Consider the following 19,962-nt stretch of genomic DNA (forward strand, 5'->3'; position numbering starts at 1 on the left):
AGAAGCAAACATAATTATTTTTGTTTGTGAGCAAGGGTTGAAACCCGATTCTACGTCCCCACATAGGGGATATAGCAAAACGAAAATAGAATTTATTCGGAGATAGCCTGATGGGTAAAATCATTGGTATTGACTTAGGTACTACTAACTCATGTGTTGCTGTACTAGACGGCGACAAACCTCGTGTAATTGAAAACGCTGAAGGCGAACGCACAACGGCATCGGTTGTTGCATATACCGATGGTGAAACGCTAGTAGGTCAACCTGCAAAACGTCAAGCGGTTACAAACCCAACTAACACGCTATTTGCAATTAAGCGTCTAATTGGTCGTCGCTTTGAAGATGAAGAAGTTCAGCGTGATATCGAAATCATGCCTTACAAAATCGTTAAGGCTGACAACGGTGACGCTTGGGTAGAAGCGCAAGGCCAAAAAATGGCTGCTCCTCAAGTTTCTGCTGAAATCTTGAAAAAAATGAAGAAAACTGCTGAAGACTTCCTAGGTGAGGAAGTAACTGGCGCAGTTATCACAGTTCCTGCTTACTTTAACGATGCTCAACGTCAAGCAACAAAAGACGCTGGCCGTATCGCAGGTCTAGAAGTTAAACGTATCATCAACGAACCAACAGCGGCTGCTCTAGCATACGGCCTAGACAAGTCAGGCGGCGACCGCACTATTGCGGTATACGACCTTGGTGGTGGTACATTCGATATCTCTATCATCGAAATCGATGAAGTTGAAGGCGAGAAAACTTTCGAAGTTCTAGCAACTAACGGTGACACTCACCTTGGTGGTGAAGACTTTGATACACGTCTAATCAACTACCTAGTTGACGAGTTCAACAAAGAGCAAGGTATCAACCTTAAGAACGATCCACTAGCGATGCAACGTGTTAAAGAAGCAGCAGAAAAAGCGAAAATTGAGCTTTCTTCTACTTCTCAAACTGACGTAAACCTACCTTACGTGACTGCAGACGCGACTGGTCCTAAGCACATGAACGTGAAAGTGACTCGTGCGAAACTAGAATCTCTAGTTGAAGACCTAGTACAACGTTCTCTTGAACCACTAAAAGTTGCTCTAGCTGACGCTGACCTATCTGTAAACGACATCACTGACGTAATCCTAGTTGGTGGTCAGACTCGTATGCCTATGGTTCAAGCGAAGGTTGCTGAGTTCTTCGGTAAAGAAGCTCGCCGCGACGTAAACCCTGATGAAGCAGTAGCAATGGGTGCTGCAGTTCAAGGCGGTGTACTTGCAGGTGAAGTAAAAGACGTACTTCTACTAGACGTAACACCACTGTCTCTAGGTATTGAGACAATGGGCGGTGTAATGACTAAGCTAGTTGAGAAAAACACAACTATCCCAACTAAAGCGAACCAAGTTTTCTCTACAGCAGAAGACAACCAGAACGCGGTAACAATCCATGTTCTTCAAGGTGAGCGTAAGCAAGCGTCATACAACAAGTCTCTAGGTCAATTCAACCTAGAAGGCATTCAAGCTGCGCCTCGTGGTATGCCACAAATCGAAGTAACTTTCGACCTAGATGCTGACGGTATCCTTCACGTATCTGCGAAAGATAAGTCAACAGGTAAAGAACAGAAGATCACTATCCAAGCTTCTGGCGGCCTAAGCGACGAAGACATCGAGAAAATGGTTCAAGAAGCAGAAGCTAACAAAGAAGCGGACAAAAAGTTCGAAGAGCTAGCGGCTGCACGTAACCAAGCTGACCAAATGATTCACGGTACTCGTAAGCAAGTAGAAGAAGCTGGTGAAGCACTACCTGCAGATGAGAAAGAGAAGGTTGAAACAGCTATCGCTGAGCTTGAAACTGCTCGTAAGGGTGATGACAAAGAAGCAATCGATGCGAAAGTTCAAGCGCTTATGACTGCAGCTCAAAAGCTAATGGAAATCGCTCAACAACAAGCTCAAGCTCAACAAGCACAAGGTGCTGACGCTGATGCTCAACAGTCTAAAGAAGACGACGTAGTTGATGCTGAGTTCGAAGAAGTTAAAGACGACAAGAAATAAGCTTTCTTAACTAGGCGGCTACGGTCGCCTAGAGTCGATAAGACTTTGTGTACGGGCGTTTGGGGTAACTCTTACGCCCGTCTGTTTGTCAACGTTGTCCTTCTAGCTAAGTATTTTGCAATAAGTGCACTTAGCTAGAATGATACAAACACCAAGCGGTGAATCGATGCCGTTTGCAGTAATTAATTGGTGACGAAGAACATGTCAAAACGTGATTTTTACGAAGTATTAGGCGTAAGCCGTGATGCCTCTGAGCGCGATATCAAAAAGGCGTACAAGCGTCTAGCGATGAAATACCACCCAGACCGTAACCAGGGTGATGAGTCTGCTGCGGACAAGTTTAAAGAAGTAAAAGAAGCGTACGAAATTCTAACTGAGCCTCAAAAGAAAGCGGCTTACGACCAGTATGGTCATGCGGCTTTTGAACAAGGCGGTGGCGGCTTCGGCGGCGGCGGTTTTGGTGGCGGTGGCGCTGATTTCGGCGACATCTTCGGTGATGTATTTGGTGATATCTTTGGCGGCGGCCGTCGTGGCGGTGGTCAGCAGCGAGCACAACGTGGTGCGGACCTGCGTTACAACATGGAACTATCGTTAGAAGAAGCCGTTCGCGGTGTTTCTAAAGAGATCGAAGTGCCTACGCTAGTCCACTGTGATACCTGTGATGGCAGTGGCGCGAAGAAAGGCTCAACGGCTGAAACTTGTGGCACCTGTCATGGCCATGGTCAAGTACAGATGCGTCAAGGCTTCTTTGCAGTTCAACAAACCTGTCCTACCTGTCATGGTAAAGGCAAGATCATCAAAGACCCATGTAATGAATGTCATGGTCAAGGTCGCAAACAGAAAACGAAAACGCTTAACGTTAAGATCCCAGCAGGTGTTGATACTGGCGACCGTATTCGTCTATCTGGCGAAGGCGAAGCAGGAGAAATGGGCGCACCAGCGGGTGACCTATATGTTCAAGTTCATGTAAGAGAGCACCATATCTTCGAACGTGAAGGTAACAACCTGTACTGTGAAGTACCAGTAAGCTTTGCAATGGCAGCACTTGGTGGTGAAGTTGAAGTTCCTACGCTAGATGGTCGTGTGAACCTTAAAGTACCGACAGAAACGCAAACTGGCCGTATGTTCCGTATGCGTGGTAAAGGTGTGAAAGGCGTTCGTGGCGGCGGTGTTGGTGATCTAATCGTTAAGCTAGTGGTTGAGACACCTGTTAACCTAAGCTCTCGCCAAAAAGAACTGCTTAAAGAGTTTGATGAGTCTTGTGGTGGTGATGCTGCGACTAAGCACAAACCAAAATCAGAAGGTTTCTTCAATGGTGTGAAGAAGTTCTTTGATGACTTAACTAGCTAATTGCTGACGAAGTTAAAATTTAATAAGAAGCCCGCATCAATGCGGGCTTTTTCGTATCTGTTTTCTTGTCGCCAGAGAAGGCGGCTTGATCAGTTCCAGCACTCGCTTGGCGATTCAATATTGGTTGAAGTGAGTGTTATTTTTTTATCTTGGTCGCTAGGAAAGCAACTGTCCCCATCTTGCCCACGATCAGATTTCGCGGTTGCCGTAATTGTGTATGCCACTGTTGCTGAACTTGCGACAGCAAAGGAGAAACGGTCTGTGTCCGAATCGCAGATCGTACAACTACCTCCAGATATAATCCCGCTCCAGTCATAGCCACCGTTGTAAGATGTTTCGAGCTCCAACTGAATGCGGCTAATATCACTCAACGCGACCGTTCTATGCGATGTGATCGTATGACCTGAGTAAGATGGATAAGCAATAGCAGCAATGATCCCAACAATCACGACTGCAATCAGTAATTCGATCAATGTCATCCCTCTTAATCGTCTGTTGTATCCGTTACAACTAGAAATTCGAATCATGACGAGTAGTTCCCTTTTCACTTTTCCGACTATTTTTCTCAGGTGATAGCATCTGTGCAAGATGAATTACGGCCCTCTCGCCGTTTGCATAGGAATTTGGGAAATGCCTCGCGGGTTTACGTTGCTGGAGCTCTTAATCACCATTGCTGTAATGAGCATATTGTTAGCTGCTGCGGCACCATCTTTTCAAAATGTGTTTGAAACCAACAAAATGCAGCGATTAGCAGATGAGCTGCATGGTTTTGTTATTCAGGGGAAATCTGAAGCAGTATTGCGTCGTGAGCGACTTTGGGCGCATATCATCATGTCTGGAAACTCATCGAGCGATGGTGATTGGCGCATTGAATTAACTGACAATGGAACCGAAGGTGCTGGGGCCGTATTGTTTTCTTTTTCTGGCGTTCCCTATGACGGGATAGTCGTCACACCTAGTTATTCGTCTGGTCAAATAAGCTTTGATGATGTTCATGGTCGCCCTTCTTCGGGCAATATCCAATTCTATCCGGTTGGAGAATCTGCGAAAGCGCTTAAGCTTATTTCCCACACACTTTCCGCCCGTGTTCGAGTATGCAGTGATAACAACTCAACTGAATACTTTGGCTATTCCACTTGCTCTTAGTAAGGGTTGATATGTTAAAGCAAAAAGGGGCGAGCCTCGTCGAGTTTATGATTGCGTCCTCTTTGGGGCTCATTTCTCTCGCTATTGTTGGTTCGCTGTATATCAGCGGTCAAAAGGCTGCAATGGAGCGCTCTAAGGAACTGATGCTATTGCAAAATACAGCCAGCGTTTTACAGATGTTGAGAAACGACATTCAACGCGCTGGGTTCGATGGTATTGATGGTAACTCCGTGAAGATTTCAGGAGCCAGTAATACTATCTACACCCTTGATGCTCCGGGTATGGGGCTTATTGCTTACGCCTACAATGTCGGGGCTTCCGGAGCGACGGCTTTGTATAAAAACGTTGTATATGAACAACGCGTCGATACACCAGAATCTCTGTTTGTATGTGAAAAAAAACAAACAACGATCTGGAGTGTAGCTGATGTCATCGCTCTATCTGGAACGGGATCATGTAACACGCTTTTTGATAAGAAAGCGATTCATGTGAATCAATTTACGTTGGCCGCGGCTACGGTAAAAAATACCGACGCCGAGACTGCAATGGTAACGGTTACGTTAGGGACAGAGTTAAAAGATGCGACTGATATTCGAACAGAGCAGTCGTTTACAGTGAAGCAAAGGAATTGGCAGTAATGAGAAAACAGCAAGGTGCCGCCGCGTTATTGGTCGTCAGTGTGTTGCTTGTTGCAGCGCTGATGATGTCGCTTGGTAGCTACAAGTCTCTTTTTTATCAGATCAAACGTGCCAATAATCAAATTGAAGCGCGGCAAGAGCATTGGCGTGCTGAGGGGGGATTAGAGTGTGCTTATTCAAATGTGAAAGCTAAACAAATTTCGTTGCCTGCCTCTGGTGCTATTTCTGTAACGGGGTGCCTAGCCAGTGTCTCAATTGAAAAGAAAAGTGGAACGGATTATCTCGTATCTTCAACAGATTCGAACTTGAGCACATTTAAGACTATCTTGGCTTCGGGTTCTGGTCTTGGTGCAACAATAAAAACGAGTGCTTCTGTTGAACTTACAGGCTCCATGCACTTTGTCCCCCACGCTGTTGGGACTCTCACAGAAAGCACCTGCACCTCAATTATCTCGGGGGGCTCTGTTGACTTCATTGCAAGCCCTAGCGGTTCAGATGAACACTTTTTAACGGTAGATAGCTCTAACAGTAGCCATGCTTCAGGGCCTGTTGGAGCTCCTAGTTTTACTTGTAAGCCAACTCATAGATCTAATTTATATGATACGAGCAGGCCTCCAAGTCACCCTGGGACAGGCTCAGTTAAAAATGAAGATATCAAAGAGGATGTAACGGATATCTCCGTATTTGAGGATCTTTTCTCTATGGAATATTCCGCGACGAATGTGGCGAAGTTAAAACAAGAAATAAGAGAAGATAGTGAAGGCTTTGTATTGGATGCTTCAAACACTCTTTATACTCCTAAAGGTTGGGTTTATGGCTGCCATACAAAGCTCTCAAACGCTTATTCCTCAGGAAAGCGTCGTTTTTGGGTTGAGGGCAGTTGTGCTATTTCGGGGAGCATTTTTGGGACAAGTACTCAGTCAGTAGAGAATGCTAACCAATTAATTGTTCATAATGGCCTTTTGTACACGAATGATATGAGTTTCTTCGATGGCTTGCTTTATCAGTATGTTCCTAAGAATTCCAGTTTCAATGCAAAAGAGATATGGATTGACCTATTTGACTCTAATGCTCACATAGGTGTGACTCCATTGAGCTTTCAAAAGCATGATATAAATAATGAATTCAATAAATATGCGTTTCGGATAGATGGTGCCTTAAAGTTTGATGGTGGCTTAGGTTTAGATGCTGAAGAGCGGACGGTTATCTTAAACGGCTCTTTAGTCCCTGCTTACAATGGTGAAAAAAGTAGTAAATATATTAAGAAACTAGAATGGAAAAAAGGCTCTTGGAATGATCTCTAAACAACAAGGTTTTAGCTTAATCGAAGTGCTGATTTCTTTTCTGTTATTGGGAATCGGAGCGCTTGGTCTAACAAAGTTGCAAATCTACATGGAGCGTAAATCAGAATATGCTATCCACAGTATTGAAGCGCTGCGTTTAGCTGAAAATCAGCTCGAATGGTTTAGGACTCGCGGGGCTTCTGATGCGCTTTCTACCATCTCTACCGCTTCCTTTGCTTCGATTGCAACAGGATCTTCTGCTACTGGATCTTATATCGTTGAGTGGGAAGTTCCTACAGCAACGATCTCCGGATCTCTCAAGACCATCACGATAACTGCTAGTTGGAAAGATAGGATAGGGGAGACGCAATCCCTTGAGTTGAAAACAATGATTTCGCAGTACAGTGAATTCGAAAACTAACGATTTTGTATTTTTCTCGTCATTACCTTTGTCGTTAACATTTGTGCTTTTTATTGCTGTTTTTGGTAGTTAATAGGTGGTTTTAGAACTGTTAATGCGAATGGTGTGCTACTGTTTTTTTTATGTTTAATTGATATGTCGTTTTTGCAAAATATGTCTCCAAATATGGAAAAAAACATAGAACCTTGTGCTTTCTTAATCACTATTTAATAGAATGCTCGGTTGAAAATAGGCCGTTATAATTACTCAAATAGGCCATGGCACCAACATCATTCATATGGAGTTACCATGAGTAACCAAGCTGTAAATAAAGCACCGTCACCGAAGCCGAGCGGGATGGATCGCTTTCTGAACTTTATCGAAAGAGCGGGTAATAAAATTCCTGATCCAGCGATTCTGTTCTTCTGGGCACTAATCATTACTTGGGCTGCGTCTGCACTTTTGTCGAATGTTTCTTTCGACCTTCTAAACCCTCGAACTGGCGAAGCTCTTACTATTACTAACCTTCTTACGGGTGAAGCACTAGCAAGTTTCCTTGCTAACATGGTGACAACGTTCACTGGCTTTGCTCCACTGGGTATCGTACTTGTTGCGATGCTAGGTGTGGGTGTTGCCGATTCGTCTGGCTTCATCACCACTGGTCTTAAGAAGATGCTGAACTTCACGCCAGCAAAACTTCTTACTCCAATGCTAATTCTTGTGGCAATCGTATCGCACACTGCTGCGGATGCGGGCTACGTTCTAGTTATTCCTCTTGGTGGTATCATCTTCCACGCAGCAGGTCGTCACCCTCTAGCGGGTATCGCAGCTGCGTTTGCTGGTGTATCAGGTGGTTTCTCTGCAAACTTCATCCCTTCAGGTATCGACCCTCTACTAGCTGGCTTTACTCAAACAGCGGCACAGGTTCTTGACCCTGAGTACGTGGTTAACCCGCTAGCGAACATCTTCTTTACTGGTCTATCTTCAGTAATCATCGTTGCTATTGGTTGGTACGTAACTGAAAAAATCATCGAACCTCGCCTAGCGAACACACCTGTTGATGAAGATGCAGAAAAAGCACCAGATCTTGGTTCTTTCACTGAAACTGAATCAAAAGCTTTCCGTTACGCTGGTTGGGCTATGATGGCAGGTATCGCACTTCTTGTTGTGGCACTTATCCCAGAAAACTCTGCACTGCGTTCACCTGAAGGTGAAATCACTGCGTTCTCTGCGCCAATCATGAAGTCTATCGTTCCGTTGATCTTCATCCTGTTTATCATTCCGGGTTACGTTTACGGTCGCGTTTCTGGCACGTTCAAGACAAGTAACGACATCATCAAAGCGATGGCGGATACTATGTCTACGATGGGCGCATACATTGTAATGTCGTTCTTCTGTGCGCAGTTCCTATCTGCGTTCGCGCAATCAAATATCGGTACGATGCTAGCGCTATACGGTGCGGAAGGCCTGAAAGCGATGAACCTACCTGGTGAAGCAACTATCATCGGTATGATTCTTCTAACGGCTTCTGTAAACCTTCTAATCGGTTCTGCATCAGCGAAATGGGCTCTTATCGGTCCTATCCTAGTGCCTATGCTAATGGCTGTGGGTATCTCGCCTGAGCTATCTCAAGCGGCTTACCGTGTAGGTGACTCTGTATCGAACATCATTTCACCTCTGATGGTATTCTTCCCTCTAGTAGTGGTTTACTGTCAACGTTACGTGAAGTCGACAGGTATCGGTACGCTAGCTTCTCTAATGATGCCATTCTCGATTGCGATGCTAATCGGCTGGTCTATCTTCTTAGTTGCTTACTGGATGCTAGGTATTCCTCTAGGTATCCAAGCGCCATACACATACACAATGTAAATACCGTCATATTTGGCGCTGTAGCGTTGTTAACTGCGCAAGTTCACCCTAATCACATAGAGCCTCTATGCTCATAGGGCTGAACTTGCTTGTTGCCTAGCTACAACACCAACTATTTAGGTATTGGTAATTCGAAAGCGCTGGTCGAGAGACTGGCGCTTTTTGGTTTTCGGGAATCGAAGAACGGACTTTGTCCTATAGAAAGCTTCGCTTTTTAAATCAAGAGGTGTACTGGAAGGTTGATGAGAGAGACTCAGTTTAAACAGCGTTGACAAAATTTGCTCCTAGAAAAACAAAATAAGCCGCATCCCGCATCCCGCATCCCGCATCCCGCATCCCGCATCCCGCATCCCGCATCCCGCATCCCGCATCCCGCATCCCGCATCCCGCTTCCACTTCCTCTCTTTGAAGGTTAAAATCCACTTTCCATAATGACCGATCCCAAAACTGGAGCCTCTTTTGTCAGACTCACAATTCTCCCCTCAAGACGAACTATTTATGCGCCGTGCGATAGAGCTTGCAGAGCAAGCTGAAGCGGAAGGGGAAGTGCCTGTTGGGGCTGTGCTTGTGAAAGATGGTGAAGTGGTTGCTGAAGGTTGGAACCGCTCTATTTGTTCGCACGATGCGACCGCTCATGCTGAGATCCAAACCTTGCGTAAAGCGGGTGAGGTGTTCGAGAACTACCGTTTACTTGATACTACGCTCTATGTGACCTTAGAACCGTGTCCTATGTGCGCAGGTGCGTTACTACACAGTCGAGTAAAGCGCGTGGTATATGGAGCTCCAGATCTTAAAGCTGGCGCTGCAGGGACCGTTCTGAATTTGTTTGAGAGCCAAGCCGCGTATCATTATGCGACAGTAGAAAGCGGTTTGCTGGAAGAGGAATGCAGAGGTCAGTTACAGGCGTTCTTTAAACGTCGTCGTAAAGAAATTAAAGCGAAGAAGCAGGCGCAAAAAGCGTTGGACAATGAACAGGGAACAAAAGACGAATAACAGGGAGTTTGATGGTTGTTTTTAGCAAACACCTACCGTGCAGTAGATGTTTGCTTCAAGTTTTCAGTGATTCACTAAGTGAACGAAAACACGATTACGTGCACTGACTTTTCTTTTCATGGTTGTAAGCGTGCGCTTACGGCGGTTAGCAGCCACTGTTTTATTCAAACGTTTTGACTGCACTCTGCGTTTTCTCATTATCAGAACCTCTTGCAGACAACGAACACACTCTCCGACACTCGCATAGCAAAGTATCCGATTCATGATCAATAGATGTCATTCTTATGATGCATACTCATGGATGATGGTGACATCATATCAAGGAGAGGGTGACCAATTGAGCTCACTGTTTCTCTTCCGTTACTCGGTATTTCACGAAAAAACTGGCTAGATAAATGAGCTCGAAAGACGGGATTCTAGTGAGTTTCTGTTGTCGACTCAATAAAAAAATAGCGAGCTGTTAGCTCGCTATTTTCGAAAGGTTTATTCTTCTTTTGGATTCGGCGTTTGCTCTGCATTTTGATTTGGGCTGGCCTCTGTACTTGGTGTTGTCTCGACCGCTCCCGAAACTTGCTCAGCTAAGGTTTCCACCGCTCCAAACGTTAACAGATCTGGGGATAGTGGTGGAATGACTTGCAGATCTTCTGTGTCTTCGTCAATCGCAGGCTTTTGGCTGACATGCCCAATGATGGATTGATAGTAGCGACGAATGTTCTCAACATAGTTGCGTGCTTCATCACCACGAGCATAACCATAACGTGTTTGGCTGTAGAAGCGCTTCTGGCGCAGCAAGGGTAGACGCTCTTTAACATCTGCCCACGCGTTTGGATCGCCGCCTTGTGCTTTAGTCAGGCGTCGTGCGTCCATCATATGACCATAACCCACGTTGTATGATGCTAAGGCAAACCAAATCTTTTCATGTTCATTAATTGAATCTGGAACACGTGCGACTATACGACGTAGGTATTCCACACCACCGCGTACGGATTGTTCCGGATCAAGACGATCTGTTACACCAACACTTTTTGCGGTAGGGAGCGTGAGCATCATCATGCCACGAACGCCAGTCGGCGACTTCGCTTTTGGTTTCCAATGAGACTCTTGATAAGCCAATGCAGCAATCAAGCGCCAATCAAACTCTTCACTGTATTTTTGGAACAGCGGTGCCCATTTAGGCAAGGTATTGTCCAGTGCGCGTATAAAAGCACGAGTATCGACATAATCGAAGGCTTCGATATGTCCAATGTACTTCTCTTCTAAAGTCGCCAGTTCGCCAGATTGTTTAATGTTGCCGAAGAACTCGATCAACATTGCGTAGAAGCTTTCATCTTCAGAGCGACGAGTAAACCAAGAGACGGGTTGGTCTTCTGTCAATTCAAAGGCTAAAGCAAGATCCGGGTACAGGCGCTGTGCCAAAGACAGTTCTACTGAATCGGTTACCGTAAAACGTAACTCACCTGTAGAGACATGCTTGAGTAGATCTCGCGTATCCGCATCACCAACAATCTCAAATTGGAAGTCTGGGTATTGTTTCTGTAGCGCCGTTAAGGTTGGAACAAACTGAGATTGTTCAACTATCTGAAGAGTTTCTGCCCCAGCATTTGAACCTTCTTCCGCATTACTGTCTTTTTTAGCTTGATAATTGATCAGCTGATTAATGTCGCGAGGACGAAGCTGACCTTTTTTATAAACCACTTGTTGGCTGACGTAATAGTAAGCGGGTCCAGGACGAAAACGTTGTACAGCTTCAGAAGTTTGGTTTAAACCTGTCGCAATAATATCGATGTCGCCTTTCTTTAATGCAGGGAAGAGATCTGCTTGGCGAAACGCCGGTCGAATCTCCAGCTTCACACCTAATTGCTCAGCAAATTTTCGTGCCAGTTCGTAATCCAAACCTGCCGGGCCATCAGGTCCGATGTAGTAGGAGAGTTGGTTGTTTAGCGTGCCAACACGTAGGACACCACGCTCTTGGATTTGCTCGAATTCACTTTTTGGCTCCGATTCAATCTGGCAAGCAGAAAGTAAAAGCACAGACGCGAAAAGTAGGGCGCTGCGCTTGAGTCGGTTGAACTGACTTATTTGCATTAATTCGGTACGTCTCGATAAATTTCTAGTTGCCTTTATATCAAAGCGAGCTGGTTGGGCAAAGTGAATCAGGCAGATAGAGTGCGACATTGTGTGATTTATCGACATTTAAGGATACCCAAGTAACCTCGAGATACTTGGTTCAGCGAGAATGACTTGGTTTGAAAGCGAGGCAACAATTTGAAAATCTAGTGATTCTAAATTGATAATTGGTAACGATGGATTCGAGCCAAGGCAACTCGCCCTTTGGGAGCGTGTCACTGAAACAATTTCATCGTCAAACAACTTGGAAAGAGCTTGCTATTACACGGTGTTGCTTTCCTTGAACTTGAATCAGTGACACTGCTCTGACCTCTGAATCTTGAAGTCACTTGGGTATAAATCAAATTTGACGAAAAAAATGACGCAAACGGTTGCTTTTGGTGTTACATCACAAAAACAATTGCTATATAATGCGCTCGCAACGAAGAGGTGGCATCGGCATAGGTTTGAAAAACCTTCGGGAATAGCTTCGAAGAAAACAGTATAACCCACTGAATTTATTCCAATATCACCTTAATCACTTGCAATAAGAGACCTAAGCACATGAGAATTTTGCGTGGCTCCCCAGCTCTTTCTGAGTTTCGTGTTAATAAACTACTGGAACTTTGTCGTGAACAAGATCTGCCTGTCACTGGCATTTACGCAGAGTTCATGCACTTTGCGGATCTAAAGTCTGACCTTGATGCTCAAGAGTTGGAAAAACTGGAAAAATTGCTGACTTACGGTCCTACGATCGAAGAGCATGAGCCAGAAGGTCTTCTACTTCTTGTTACGCCTCGTCCGGGCACTATTTCGCCTTGGTCTTCTAAATCTACTGATATCGCTATCAACTGTGGTCTAGACAAAGTAAAACGTCTTGAGCGCGGCACTGCATACTACGTAGAGACATCGACTCCTCTTAACGATGCTCAAATTGCTGATGTAAAAGCACTCATCCATGATCGCATGATGGAAGTGACATTTACTGATTTCGATGCAGCAAATGCGTTATTCCAAGCGGCAGAACCTGCTCCTGTAGCAGACGTTGACCTATTAAAAGGCGGTCGTGCTGCGCTTGAAAACGCAAACGTTACCCTAGGTCTTGCACTTGCAGATGATGAAATCGAATACCTTTACGATGCGTTCGTAAATAAGCTAGAACGCAACCCGACTGACATTGAGCTAATGATGTTTGCACAAGCGAACTCAGAGCACTGTCGCCACAAGATCTTCAACGCAGACTGGACTATCGATGGCGTTAAGCAAGAGAAGTCTCTGTTCAAGATGATCAAAAACACGTTTGAAACCACACCAGAAAACGTTCTGTCTGCATACAAAGATAACGCAGCAGTTATGGTGGGTTCAGATGTAGGTCGCTTCTTCCCGAACCCGGAAACTCGCCAGTACGGTTACAGCCAAGAGAAAGCGCACATCCTAATGAAGGTGGAAACGCACAACCACCCAACTGCTATCTCTCCTTGGCCGGGTGCTTCTACTGGTTCTGGTGGTGAAATCCGTGATGAAGGCGCGACTGGTATCGGTGGTAAGCCAAAAGCAGGTCTAGTTGGTTTCACAACATCTAACCTACGTATTCCTGGTTTTGAACAGCCATGGGAAACAGATTTCGGTAAACCAGGTCGTATCGTTAACGCTCTAGACATCATGCTAGAAGGTCCATTGGGTGGCGCGGCGTTTAACAACGAATTTGGTCGTCCAAACCTACTTGGTTACTTCCGTACTTACGAAGAAAAAGTGAACTCGCACGCAGGTGAAGAGGTTCGTGGTTACCACAAGCCAATCATGATTGCTGGTGGTATGGGTAACATCCGTGACGAGCACGTTCAGAAGAAAGAGATCCCTGTTGGTGCAAGCCTAATTGTACTTGGTGGTCCAGCAATGAACATCGGTCTTGGCGGTGGAGCTGCTTCTTCTATGGCATCTGGTCAATCAGCAGAAGACCTAGATTTTGCATCGGTACAGCGTGAAAACCCAGAAATGGAGCGTCGCTGTCAGGAAGTGATCGACCGTTGTTGGCAGCTTGGTGATGCTAACCCAATCGCATTTATCCACGATGTGGGCGCGGGCGGTATCTCTAACGCACTTCCAGAGCTTGTAGACGATGGCGAACGCGGTGGTATATTCCAACTGCGTGACGTACCAAACGACGAGCCGGGCATGAGCCCACTTGAGATCTGGTGTAACGAATCTCAAGAGCGTTACGTAATGGCAGTTGCGCCAGAGAATATGGAAGTATTCGACGCAATCTGTAAGCGTGAGCGCGCACCATACGCCGTAGTAGGTGTAGCAACTGAAGAGCGTGAACTGAAACTTGAAGATTCGCATTTCGACAACACGCCAATCGACATGCCAATGGATGTACTTCTTGGTAAGACGCCTAAGATGCACCGTGATGCGAAAACGCTTAAAGCGAATAACCCAGCGGTTAACCGTGACGGTATCGAGCTAAATGAAGCCGTGGATCGCGTTCTACGTCTACCTACGGTTGCAGAAAAAACATTCCTAATCACTATCGGTGACCGCACGGTGACTGGTCTTGTTGCGCGTGACCAAATGGTTGGCCCGTGGCAGGTTCCTGTTGCTAACTGCGCAGTAACTGCAGCAAGTTACGACACTTACCACGGTGAAGCGATGTCGATGGGTGAGCGTACACCAGTTGCTCTACTAGACTTTGGTGCGTCGGCTCGTCTAGCGGTTGGTGAAGCAATCACAAACATCGCAGCGACAAACATCGGTGATATCAAACACATTAAACTGTCTGCAAACTGGATGTCTCCAGCAGGTCACCCGGGTGAAGACGCAGGTCTTTACGAAGCAGTGAAAGCAGTTGGTGAAGAGCTATGTCCAGCGCTTGGTCTAACTATCCCAGTTGGTAAAGACTCAATGTCGATGAAGACCAAGTGGGAAGAGAACGGCGAGCAGAAAGAAGTAACGTCTCCGTTATCTCTTGTTATTACTGCGTTTGCACGTGTTGAAGATGTTCGTAAGACGATTACTCCTCAGCTTCGTACTGACAAAGGTGTTTCTAGCCTTGTACTTATCGACCTAGGTAATGGTCAAAACCGTCTAGGCGCAACAGCGCTTGCACAGGTTTATAAGCAGCTTGGTGATAAGCCAGCAGACGTAGACAACGTAGTACAACTGAAAGGCTTCTACGAAGGCGTTCAAGCCCTAGTCGCGAATGACCAAGTAGTGGCTTACCACGATAAAGGTGATGGCGGTCTATTCGTGACTCTTGCTGAAATGGCATTCGCAGGTCACTGTGGTGTGAAAGCAGATATTGCTGACCTAGGTGAAGACGTACTAGCAGCACTATTTAACGAAGAGCTAGGTGCAGTACTTCAGGTTAAGAACGAAGATTTAGACGCGGTACTTTCAACGCTATCAGCAAACGGTCTTGAGGCATGTTCTCATGTAATCGGCTCAGTAGAAGCATCTGATGAGCTAGTGATTACTTCTGGTGACACGGTAGTTCTAGAGCGTAATCGTACTGAACTACGTACTATCTGGGCGGAGACTACGCATAAGATGCAAGGTCTACGTGATAACCCAGTATGTGCTGACCAAGAGCATGAAGCGAAGAAAGACAACTCAGATCCTGGCCTAAACGTTAAGCTAAGCTTCGATGTAAATGAAGACATTGCAGCACCTTACATTGCCGGTTCTATGATAAATAAGGGCGCTAAGCCTAAGATGGCAATCCTACGTGAGCAGGGCGTTAACTCTCACGTTGAGATGGCAGCAGCCTTTGACCGTGCAGGCTTTGAAGCAACCGATATTCACATGAGCGACATCCTAACCGGTCAAGCGGTTCTAGAAGAGTACCAGGGTCTAGTCGCTTGTGGTGGCTTCTCTTACGGTGACGTACTTGGTGCGGGTGAAGGTTGGGCTAAGTCTATCCTGTTCAACGAGCAAGCTCGCAACCAGTTTGAAGGCTTCTTCCAGCGTGAAGATACCTTCTCTCTAGGTGTATGTAACGGCTGTCAGATGCTATCGAACCTGAAAGAGCTAATCCCAGGTGCAGACCTATGGCCACGCTTCGTTCGTAACGAATCTGAGCGTTTTGAGGCTCGCTTTAGCCTAGTGGAAGTACAGAAATCTGATTCTGTATTCTTCGATGGCATGGCAGGCTCTCGCATGCCAATCGCAGTTTCTCATGGTGAAGGCCGCGTAGAAGTTCGTGATGCTGACCACCTAGCCGCGATTGAAGCGTCAGGCACGGTTGCAGTTCGTTACGTGGATAACCACGGTAATGCGACTCAGCAATACCCGAACAACCCGAATGGTTCGCCAAATGCAATCACGGGTCTAACGACTCAAGATGGCCGCGTAACTATCATGATGCCGCACCCAGAGCGTGTATTCCGTACAGTTGCGAACTCATGGTCTCCAGAAGGTTGGGGTGAGAACGGTGCTTGGATGCGTATGTTCCAAAACGCACGCAAGAACATCGGTTAATCACGACGTCGTTCGTCAACGTTAACGAAAATCGATAAGCGCTGGTTGAGAGACCGGCGCTTTCTTTATTTAAGAATCGAGAACAGACTTCGTCCTACAGGACGCTGCGCTTCGAGAGTCGGGAAGGCTTCGCTGTAGGAATTGAGATGTGTGCACTGGAATACTAGAGGTCAATGCATGGACTCAATAGGTGTTGACAGTATTTGTTCCTAAGTATTCCAAATGAAATCGTCTCCCGTCTCCCTTAAAAAACTTGCAGCGTTTCGGTAACTTTTATGCTCTAATACCGCGCTTACCAAGGGATGGTGTTAAACAGCTCAGCTTAGATGGAGTTATCAAGTTGACCGAATCCCTGATTAATCCCTTAGGAAATGAAAGAAATGGCTAAAAATCCAAAATTTGCTATCCGCGTAACTGAAAAACGTAACGGTTGGAGCGCAGAGATCACTCGTCAGGTGACTTCTCGTAAAGTAGTGGTATCAAAACGTGAAACTGGTTTTGACAGCGAAGAGAAAGCACAAGCTTGGGCTGAGCAGGAACTTGCAGGTTTTGTACAAAACCAAGTAGTTCGTAACGAGCGCAAAGCAGTACAACGTCAAGAGCGTGAAGCAGAGCAACTAGCGGCAAAAGTTCGCAAAGAAGAAGCTCGTCAAGCTCGTGAAGCAGACGTAGACACTGACGAAGAGTAATCGCAGTGTGTTTGATGGTGATTGACTACCATCGACAATGAATTTGAAAATGCCCCGAGTTAATCTCGGGGCATTTTTATTTGTGTCGTTATAAGCAGTCAGAGGAAACTGAGAATGTCATTGAACTTCCTGATGAAGCGGTATTGTACGTATGGTCTTTGCGCAGTTTTTTAGGTGTGTGAACTGGCTGCAAATCAATGTGGCGTAATCCATCTGACAAATCGGTAGCTTCACCGTAGTCATAGTCTCTTGCCTCGGTAATCTCACCTTTTGCGTAGTTACAGTGACCTGACTTCCCATTTTTTCCCCAAGTCAAAGCTTCAGGCTGAGCATCTAGATTTAAGTTATCTGAAATGTTGGCAGCGTAATGATCCTCTACTGGTAGTGTCTTACTCTGAACCATTAAATACTGAGAGATATTCTCTTGTGAGTAGCTTGGAGCAGTGAGGAAGGCGAGGCCAATTGTGATTAACGTTCTTGTTAGTAAAAAAGTAATTTGAATCTTCTTCATTAGATATACTGTGAAAAGTGACGGTGAATAAAAAGAAAAATTCGGAGCAAGTACGTATGCTCCGAATTTGGTTCGGTTCGTAATCAGACAAAGCCTGATTAGTATTGATAAGTTAGTTGGACCTTCACTTCTCGGCCGGGAGAAGGCACGCCATTAGATAGGTAAGCTTCGTAATAACGGTCTGTTAAGTTATTCACGACCGCTCCAACACTTAACCCTTTCACCTGCTGAACTTCCCAAGTAACATAAGCATTTTGCAACGTGTATTGCTCACTTGGTGATTTCACTTTTAAGTTATCACCAGCCGCGTCTGTTTTGGTTTGAGCATCGTACCAACGAACTTCCCAACCAGAGCGCAGCCTCGGAAGCCATTCGTAGCCCAAACCGAGATTAATATTCAAGGGCGGGACGCCCGGGTAGTCATCATCCGAGCCGGTTGAATCCGATAAGCTACCTTTATTTTTCCCGCGAATGTAACTCGCTGAGAAATCACTATAGAAATCGTTAATACGGTATTGTGAAATCAACTCGAAGCCATAGTTCTTGAAGCCATCTAGGTTTGTGCTCCAACTTTGAATATCACCGCTGTCTGTATCTAAGTTTTCACCGGTTCGGATATCAACAGTGTCACTCACATCGTTATAGAACAATGTCAGTTCTGTTGCGAGGTTGTCGCGCTCGCTAACCAATCCTTTGGCCAAATTAATCACACTGGCTTGATAAGCATGAATACGAGAAACATCGAGATCGCGTGCCGTAGCGGTGGCTGTTGCTCGAGCATATTGCACAGAGTAAATGTTATCGACGGTTGGAGCTTTTAAGGCGTAGGCATAAGAGAAGTTCAAACGAGTATTGTTGGTCGCGTCAAAATCGATATCCAAACGTGGACTAAAGCCTTTGTGGCTTGTTTCACTGTAGTCATGGCCGGCTGCTGGGTCATTGTAATCTGGCGCCGCATTACCTTTCCCTTCGCTGGTGATGTACTCATAACGCAGAGAAGGAGTAATCGTCAGGCGGTCGGTTGCTTGATAGTGGTCAGCAATGTAGGCCGCGTAAATAGACTGAGTGCCCGATGGTTCATAGTACGGGGTATACCAGCCGTAGTTTTTCGACTCTTTATTATCGTAAGAAGCATTGAAAACTAACGAATCACGATCCGTTTTTTGATACTGAAGACCCGTAACCAGTGCATGGTCACCAATTTGCGCTTGGTTGAATACATCAATGTAATCACGTTCGTAGCTTAGCCAAGATTCATGACCATAACTGCCAACGGAAACGAACATTTTTTCAAAGGCAATATCTGGACGAACCCAATGACGGTCGTTTTCAGAACGCGCCATTTTTATGTTGAAATCAATGTACGGGCTAGTCGGCATATAATGGTAGGAGATTGTCGTCGTATTGTCTTTGTATTCGTTGTAGACCGTGTAAGCGTATTGTGCTTTTTCTAACGAACCATATTTTTTGATGTTGTAATCCGAAATGGTTGGCATTTGGCCACGACGGTTAGCCCATGGTTTACGGCCTTCATCTTTGTATCGTGTGTGACTGATTTCAAATTCATGGTCATCATTTTCGTACCCAACTTTGACGAGCATGTTTTCTTGTTCGTAACCTGAGTAATCTAGTGTTTTACCGCCACCCACTTTAATGTCGTCGGAGTCTTTTACTGAACCATTTGCGAGGAAGTAAAAGCCAGCATCATTTTTGCCATAAAGGGAGAGGGTGTATGAGTTCTCTTCGCCATTGTTGTTATAACCCGTTGACGCACGAACGCCGAAGTTGCGATCCCCTCCAAGCAGGTCGTCAACGCTTTTGGTTTTGATTCGGATAGACCCACCAAACTTACCGTTTAGAGCGCGGTAGTCATGTGCGCCTTTGATGATCTCCGCTTCACCAATTAAGAACGGGTCAAAGAAGAAGGTGCCGTAGCGGTATTGCTGGAAACCAATTGGAGCCCCATCAACAAACACGGCGATGTCGCTAGGGTTATCGAAACCGCGAATATTAATGCGTTCCCCACCAGAACGCGCTCCGCCGTCGAGCGTTGCCCCCGGCACAGCATCAATCATTTCAGCGAAGTTAGAGTATTGTTGTTCTTCGATTTGGGTCCAATCAATGATGGTTTCAGCGGGTTCTGCGACGGTAATCGGTTTGGCATAGCGGACACCAATGACTTCGAGTTCTTCGTCGACGCTTTCTGTTGCATGGAGAGAAATTGAGTTGAGCATTGCGAGCGAGACAAGGCTTACTTTTAAGCGATGGGTCGATAATCGTTTCATATTCATTTGTTATCGTAATTTGAGAGGCGGGGATTATATGAATGCTGAAAAGATTAATAAATGATAATGAGATTAATTATCAATAATGATTTTTGGTTTTCCTGTAAACTTTTATACCCACGATTAGACGGTAAATTGGATTATTGTTTGGTTTTTGGTCTGTTAGTTAGTGAGTGTGTCTATTTGAAC

At 45.6% G+C, this 19,962-nt stretch carries 14 protein-coding genes; 10 read left to right on the forward strand and 4 right to left on the reverse strand.

Going from position 1 to position 19,962, the window contains the following annotated elements; genetic code table 11:
- The first annotated feature begins 110 nt into the window (after nt 1–110).
- Nucleotides 111–2,027 carry a molecular chaperone DnaK gene (dnaK, locus tag VJL_RS02770; RefSeq protein ID WP_038875545.1) on the forward strand — a complete coding sequence of 639 codons (1,917 nt, stop codon included), beginning with the start codon at nt 111–113 and terminating at the stop codon, nt 2,025–2,027.
- Nucleotides 2,028–2,228: 201 nt separating this feature from the next.
- Nucleotides 2,229–3,377 carry a molecular chaperone DnaJ gene (gene dnaJ / locus VJL_RS02775; protein ID WP_038868766.1) on the forward strand — a complete coding sequence of 383 codons (1,149 nt, stop codon included), beginning with the start codon at nt 2,229–2,231 and terminating at the stop codon, nt 3,375–3,377.
- A gap of 89 nt (nt 3,378–3,466) precedes the next feature.
- Here the strand turns inward: dnaJ and VJL_RS02780 are convergent, their stop codons facing one another.
- Nucleotides 3,467–3,904 (reverse strand): type IV pilin protein, encoded by a 438-nt coding sequence (locus tag VJL_RS02780; RefSeq protein ID WP_038868765.1) that lies wholly within the window; start codon nt 3,902–3,904, stop codon nt 3,467–3,469.
- 103 nt (nt 3,905–4,007) lie between these two features.
- Here VJL_RS02780 and VJL_RS02785 point away from each other — a divergent pair, with 103 nt between their 5' ends.
- The 6 genes from VJL_RS02785 (at nt 4,008) to tadA (ending at nt 9,706) form a co-directional block, all read left to right on the forward strand.
- Nucleotides 4,008–4,523, forward strand: coding sequence for a GspH/FimT family pseudopilin (locus tag VJL_RS02785; RefSeq protein ID WP_038875548.1), 516 nt, complete (start codon nt 4,008–4,010; stop codon nt 4,521–4,523).
- An 11-nt stretch (nt 4,524–4,534) separates the two neighbouring features.
- A complete protein-coding gene (locus VJL_RS02790; RefSeq protein ID WP_038875551.1) occupies nt 4,535–5,161 on the forward strand; it encodes a PilW family protein in 627 nt (208 codons plus the stop codon).
- Nucleotides 5,161–6,465 (forward strand): hypothetical protein, encoded by a 1,305-nt coding sequence (locus VJL_RS02795; RefSeq protein WP_038875554.1) that lies wholly within the window; start codon nt 5,161–5,163, stop codon nt 6,463–6,465. The genes VJL_RS02790 and VJL_RS02795 overlap by 1 nt, the downstream gene beginning before the upstream one ends.
- Nucleotides 6,455–6,865, forward strand: coding sequence for a type IV pilus modification PilV family protein (locus tag VJL_RS02800; protein ID WP_038868759.1), 411 nt, complete (start codon nt 6,455–6,457; stop codon nt 6,863–6,865). The genes VJL_RS02795 and VJL_RS02800 overlap by 11 nt, the downstream gene beginning before the upstream one ends.
- A gap of 288 nt (nt 6,866–7,153) precedes the next feature.
- Nucleotides 7,154–8,713 carry an AbgT family transporter gene (locus tag VJL_RS02805; protein WP_005440222.1) on the forward strand — a complete coding sequence of 520 codons (1,560 nt, stop codon included), beginning with the start codon at nt 7,154–7,156 and terminating at the stop codon, nt 8,711–8,713.
- Between the two features lie 459 nt (nt 8,714–9,172).
- Nucleotides 9,173–9,706, forward strand: a complete 534-nt coding sequence (tadA, locus tag VJL_RS02810) for a tRNA adenosine(34) deaminase TadA (RefSeq protein ID WP_038865456.1) — start codon at nt 9,173–9,175, stop codon at nt 9,704–9,706.
- Nucleotides 9,707–10,189: 483 nt separating this feature from the next.
- Here the strand turns inward: tadA and mltF are convergent, their stop codons facing one another.
- On the reverse strand, nt 10,190–11,791 hold the full coding sequence (gene mltF, locus VJL_RS02815) for a membrane-bound lytic murein transglycosylase MltF (protein WP_038875557.1): 1,602 nt from the start codon (nt 11,789–11,791) through the stop codon (nt 10,190–10,192).
- Between the two features lie 585 nt (nt 11,792–12,376).
- On the opposite strand from mltF, the gene purL reads away from it, so the two are divergent.
- Together purL and VJL_RS02825 are read left to right on the forward strand one after the other, a co-directional pair.
- Nucleotides 12,377–16,288, forward strand: coding sequence for a phosphoribosylformylglycinamidine synthase (purL, locus tag VJL_RS02820; RefSeq protein ID WP_038875560.1), 3,912 nt, complete (start codon nt 12,377–12,379; stop codon nt 16,286–16,288).
- A 380-nt stretch (nt 16,289–16,668) separates the two neighbouring features.
- A complete protein-coding gene (locus tag VJL_RS02825; RefSeq protein WP_038865460.1) occupies nt 16,669–16,977 on the forward strand; it encodes a DUF3622 domain-containing protein in 309 nt (102 codons plus the stop codon).
- A gap of 88 nt (nt 16,978–17,065) precedes the next feature.
- Here the strand turns inward: VJL_RS02825 and VJL_RS02830 are convergent, their stop codons facing one another.
- Together VJL_RS02830 and VJL_RS02835 are read right to left on the reverse strand one after the other, a co-directional pair.
- On the reverse strand, nt 17,066–17,488 hold the full coding sequence (locus VJL_RS02830) for a hypothetical protein (protein ID WP_050568804.1): 423 nt from the start codon (nt 17,486–17,488) through the stop codon (nt 17,066–17,068).
- Between the two features lie 98 nt (nt 17,489–17,586).
- Nucleotides 17,587–19,773: a TonB-dependent receptor domain-containing protein gene (locus VJL_RS02835; RefSeq protein ID WP_038875620.1), complete on the reverse strand. Its 2,187-nt coding sequence runs from the start codon at nt 19,771–19,773 to the stop codon at nt 17,587–17,589.
- Nucleotides 19,774–19,962 lie beyond the last annotated feature (189 nt).

Source organism: Vibrio jasicida CAIM 1864 = LMG 25398 (assembly GCF_000400365.1).
GTDB classification, from domain to species: domain Bacteria; phylum Pseudomonadota; class Gammaproteobacteria; order Enterobacterales; family Vibrionaceae; genus Vibrio; species Vibrio jasicida.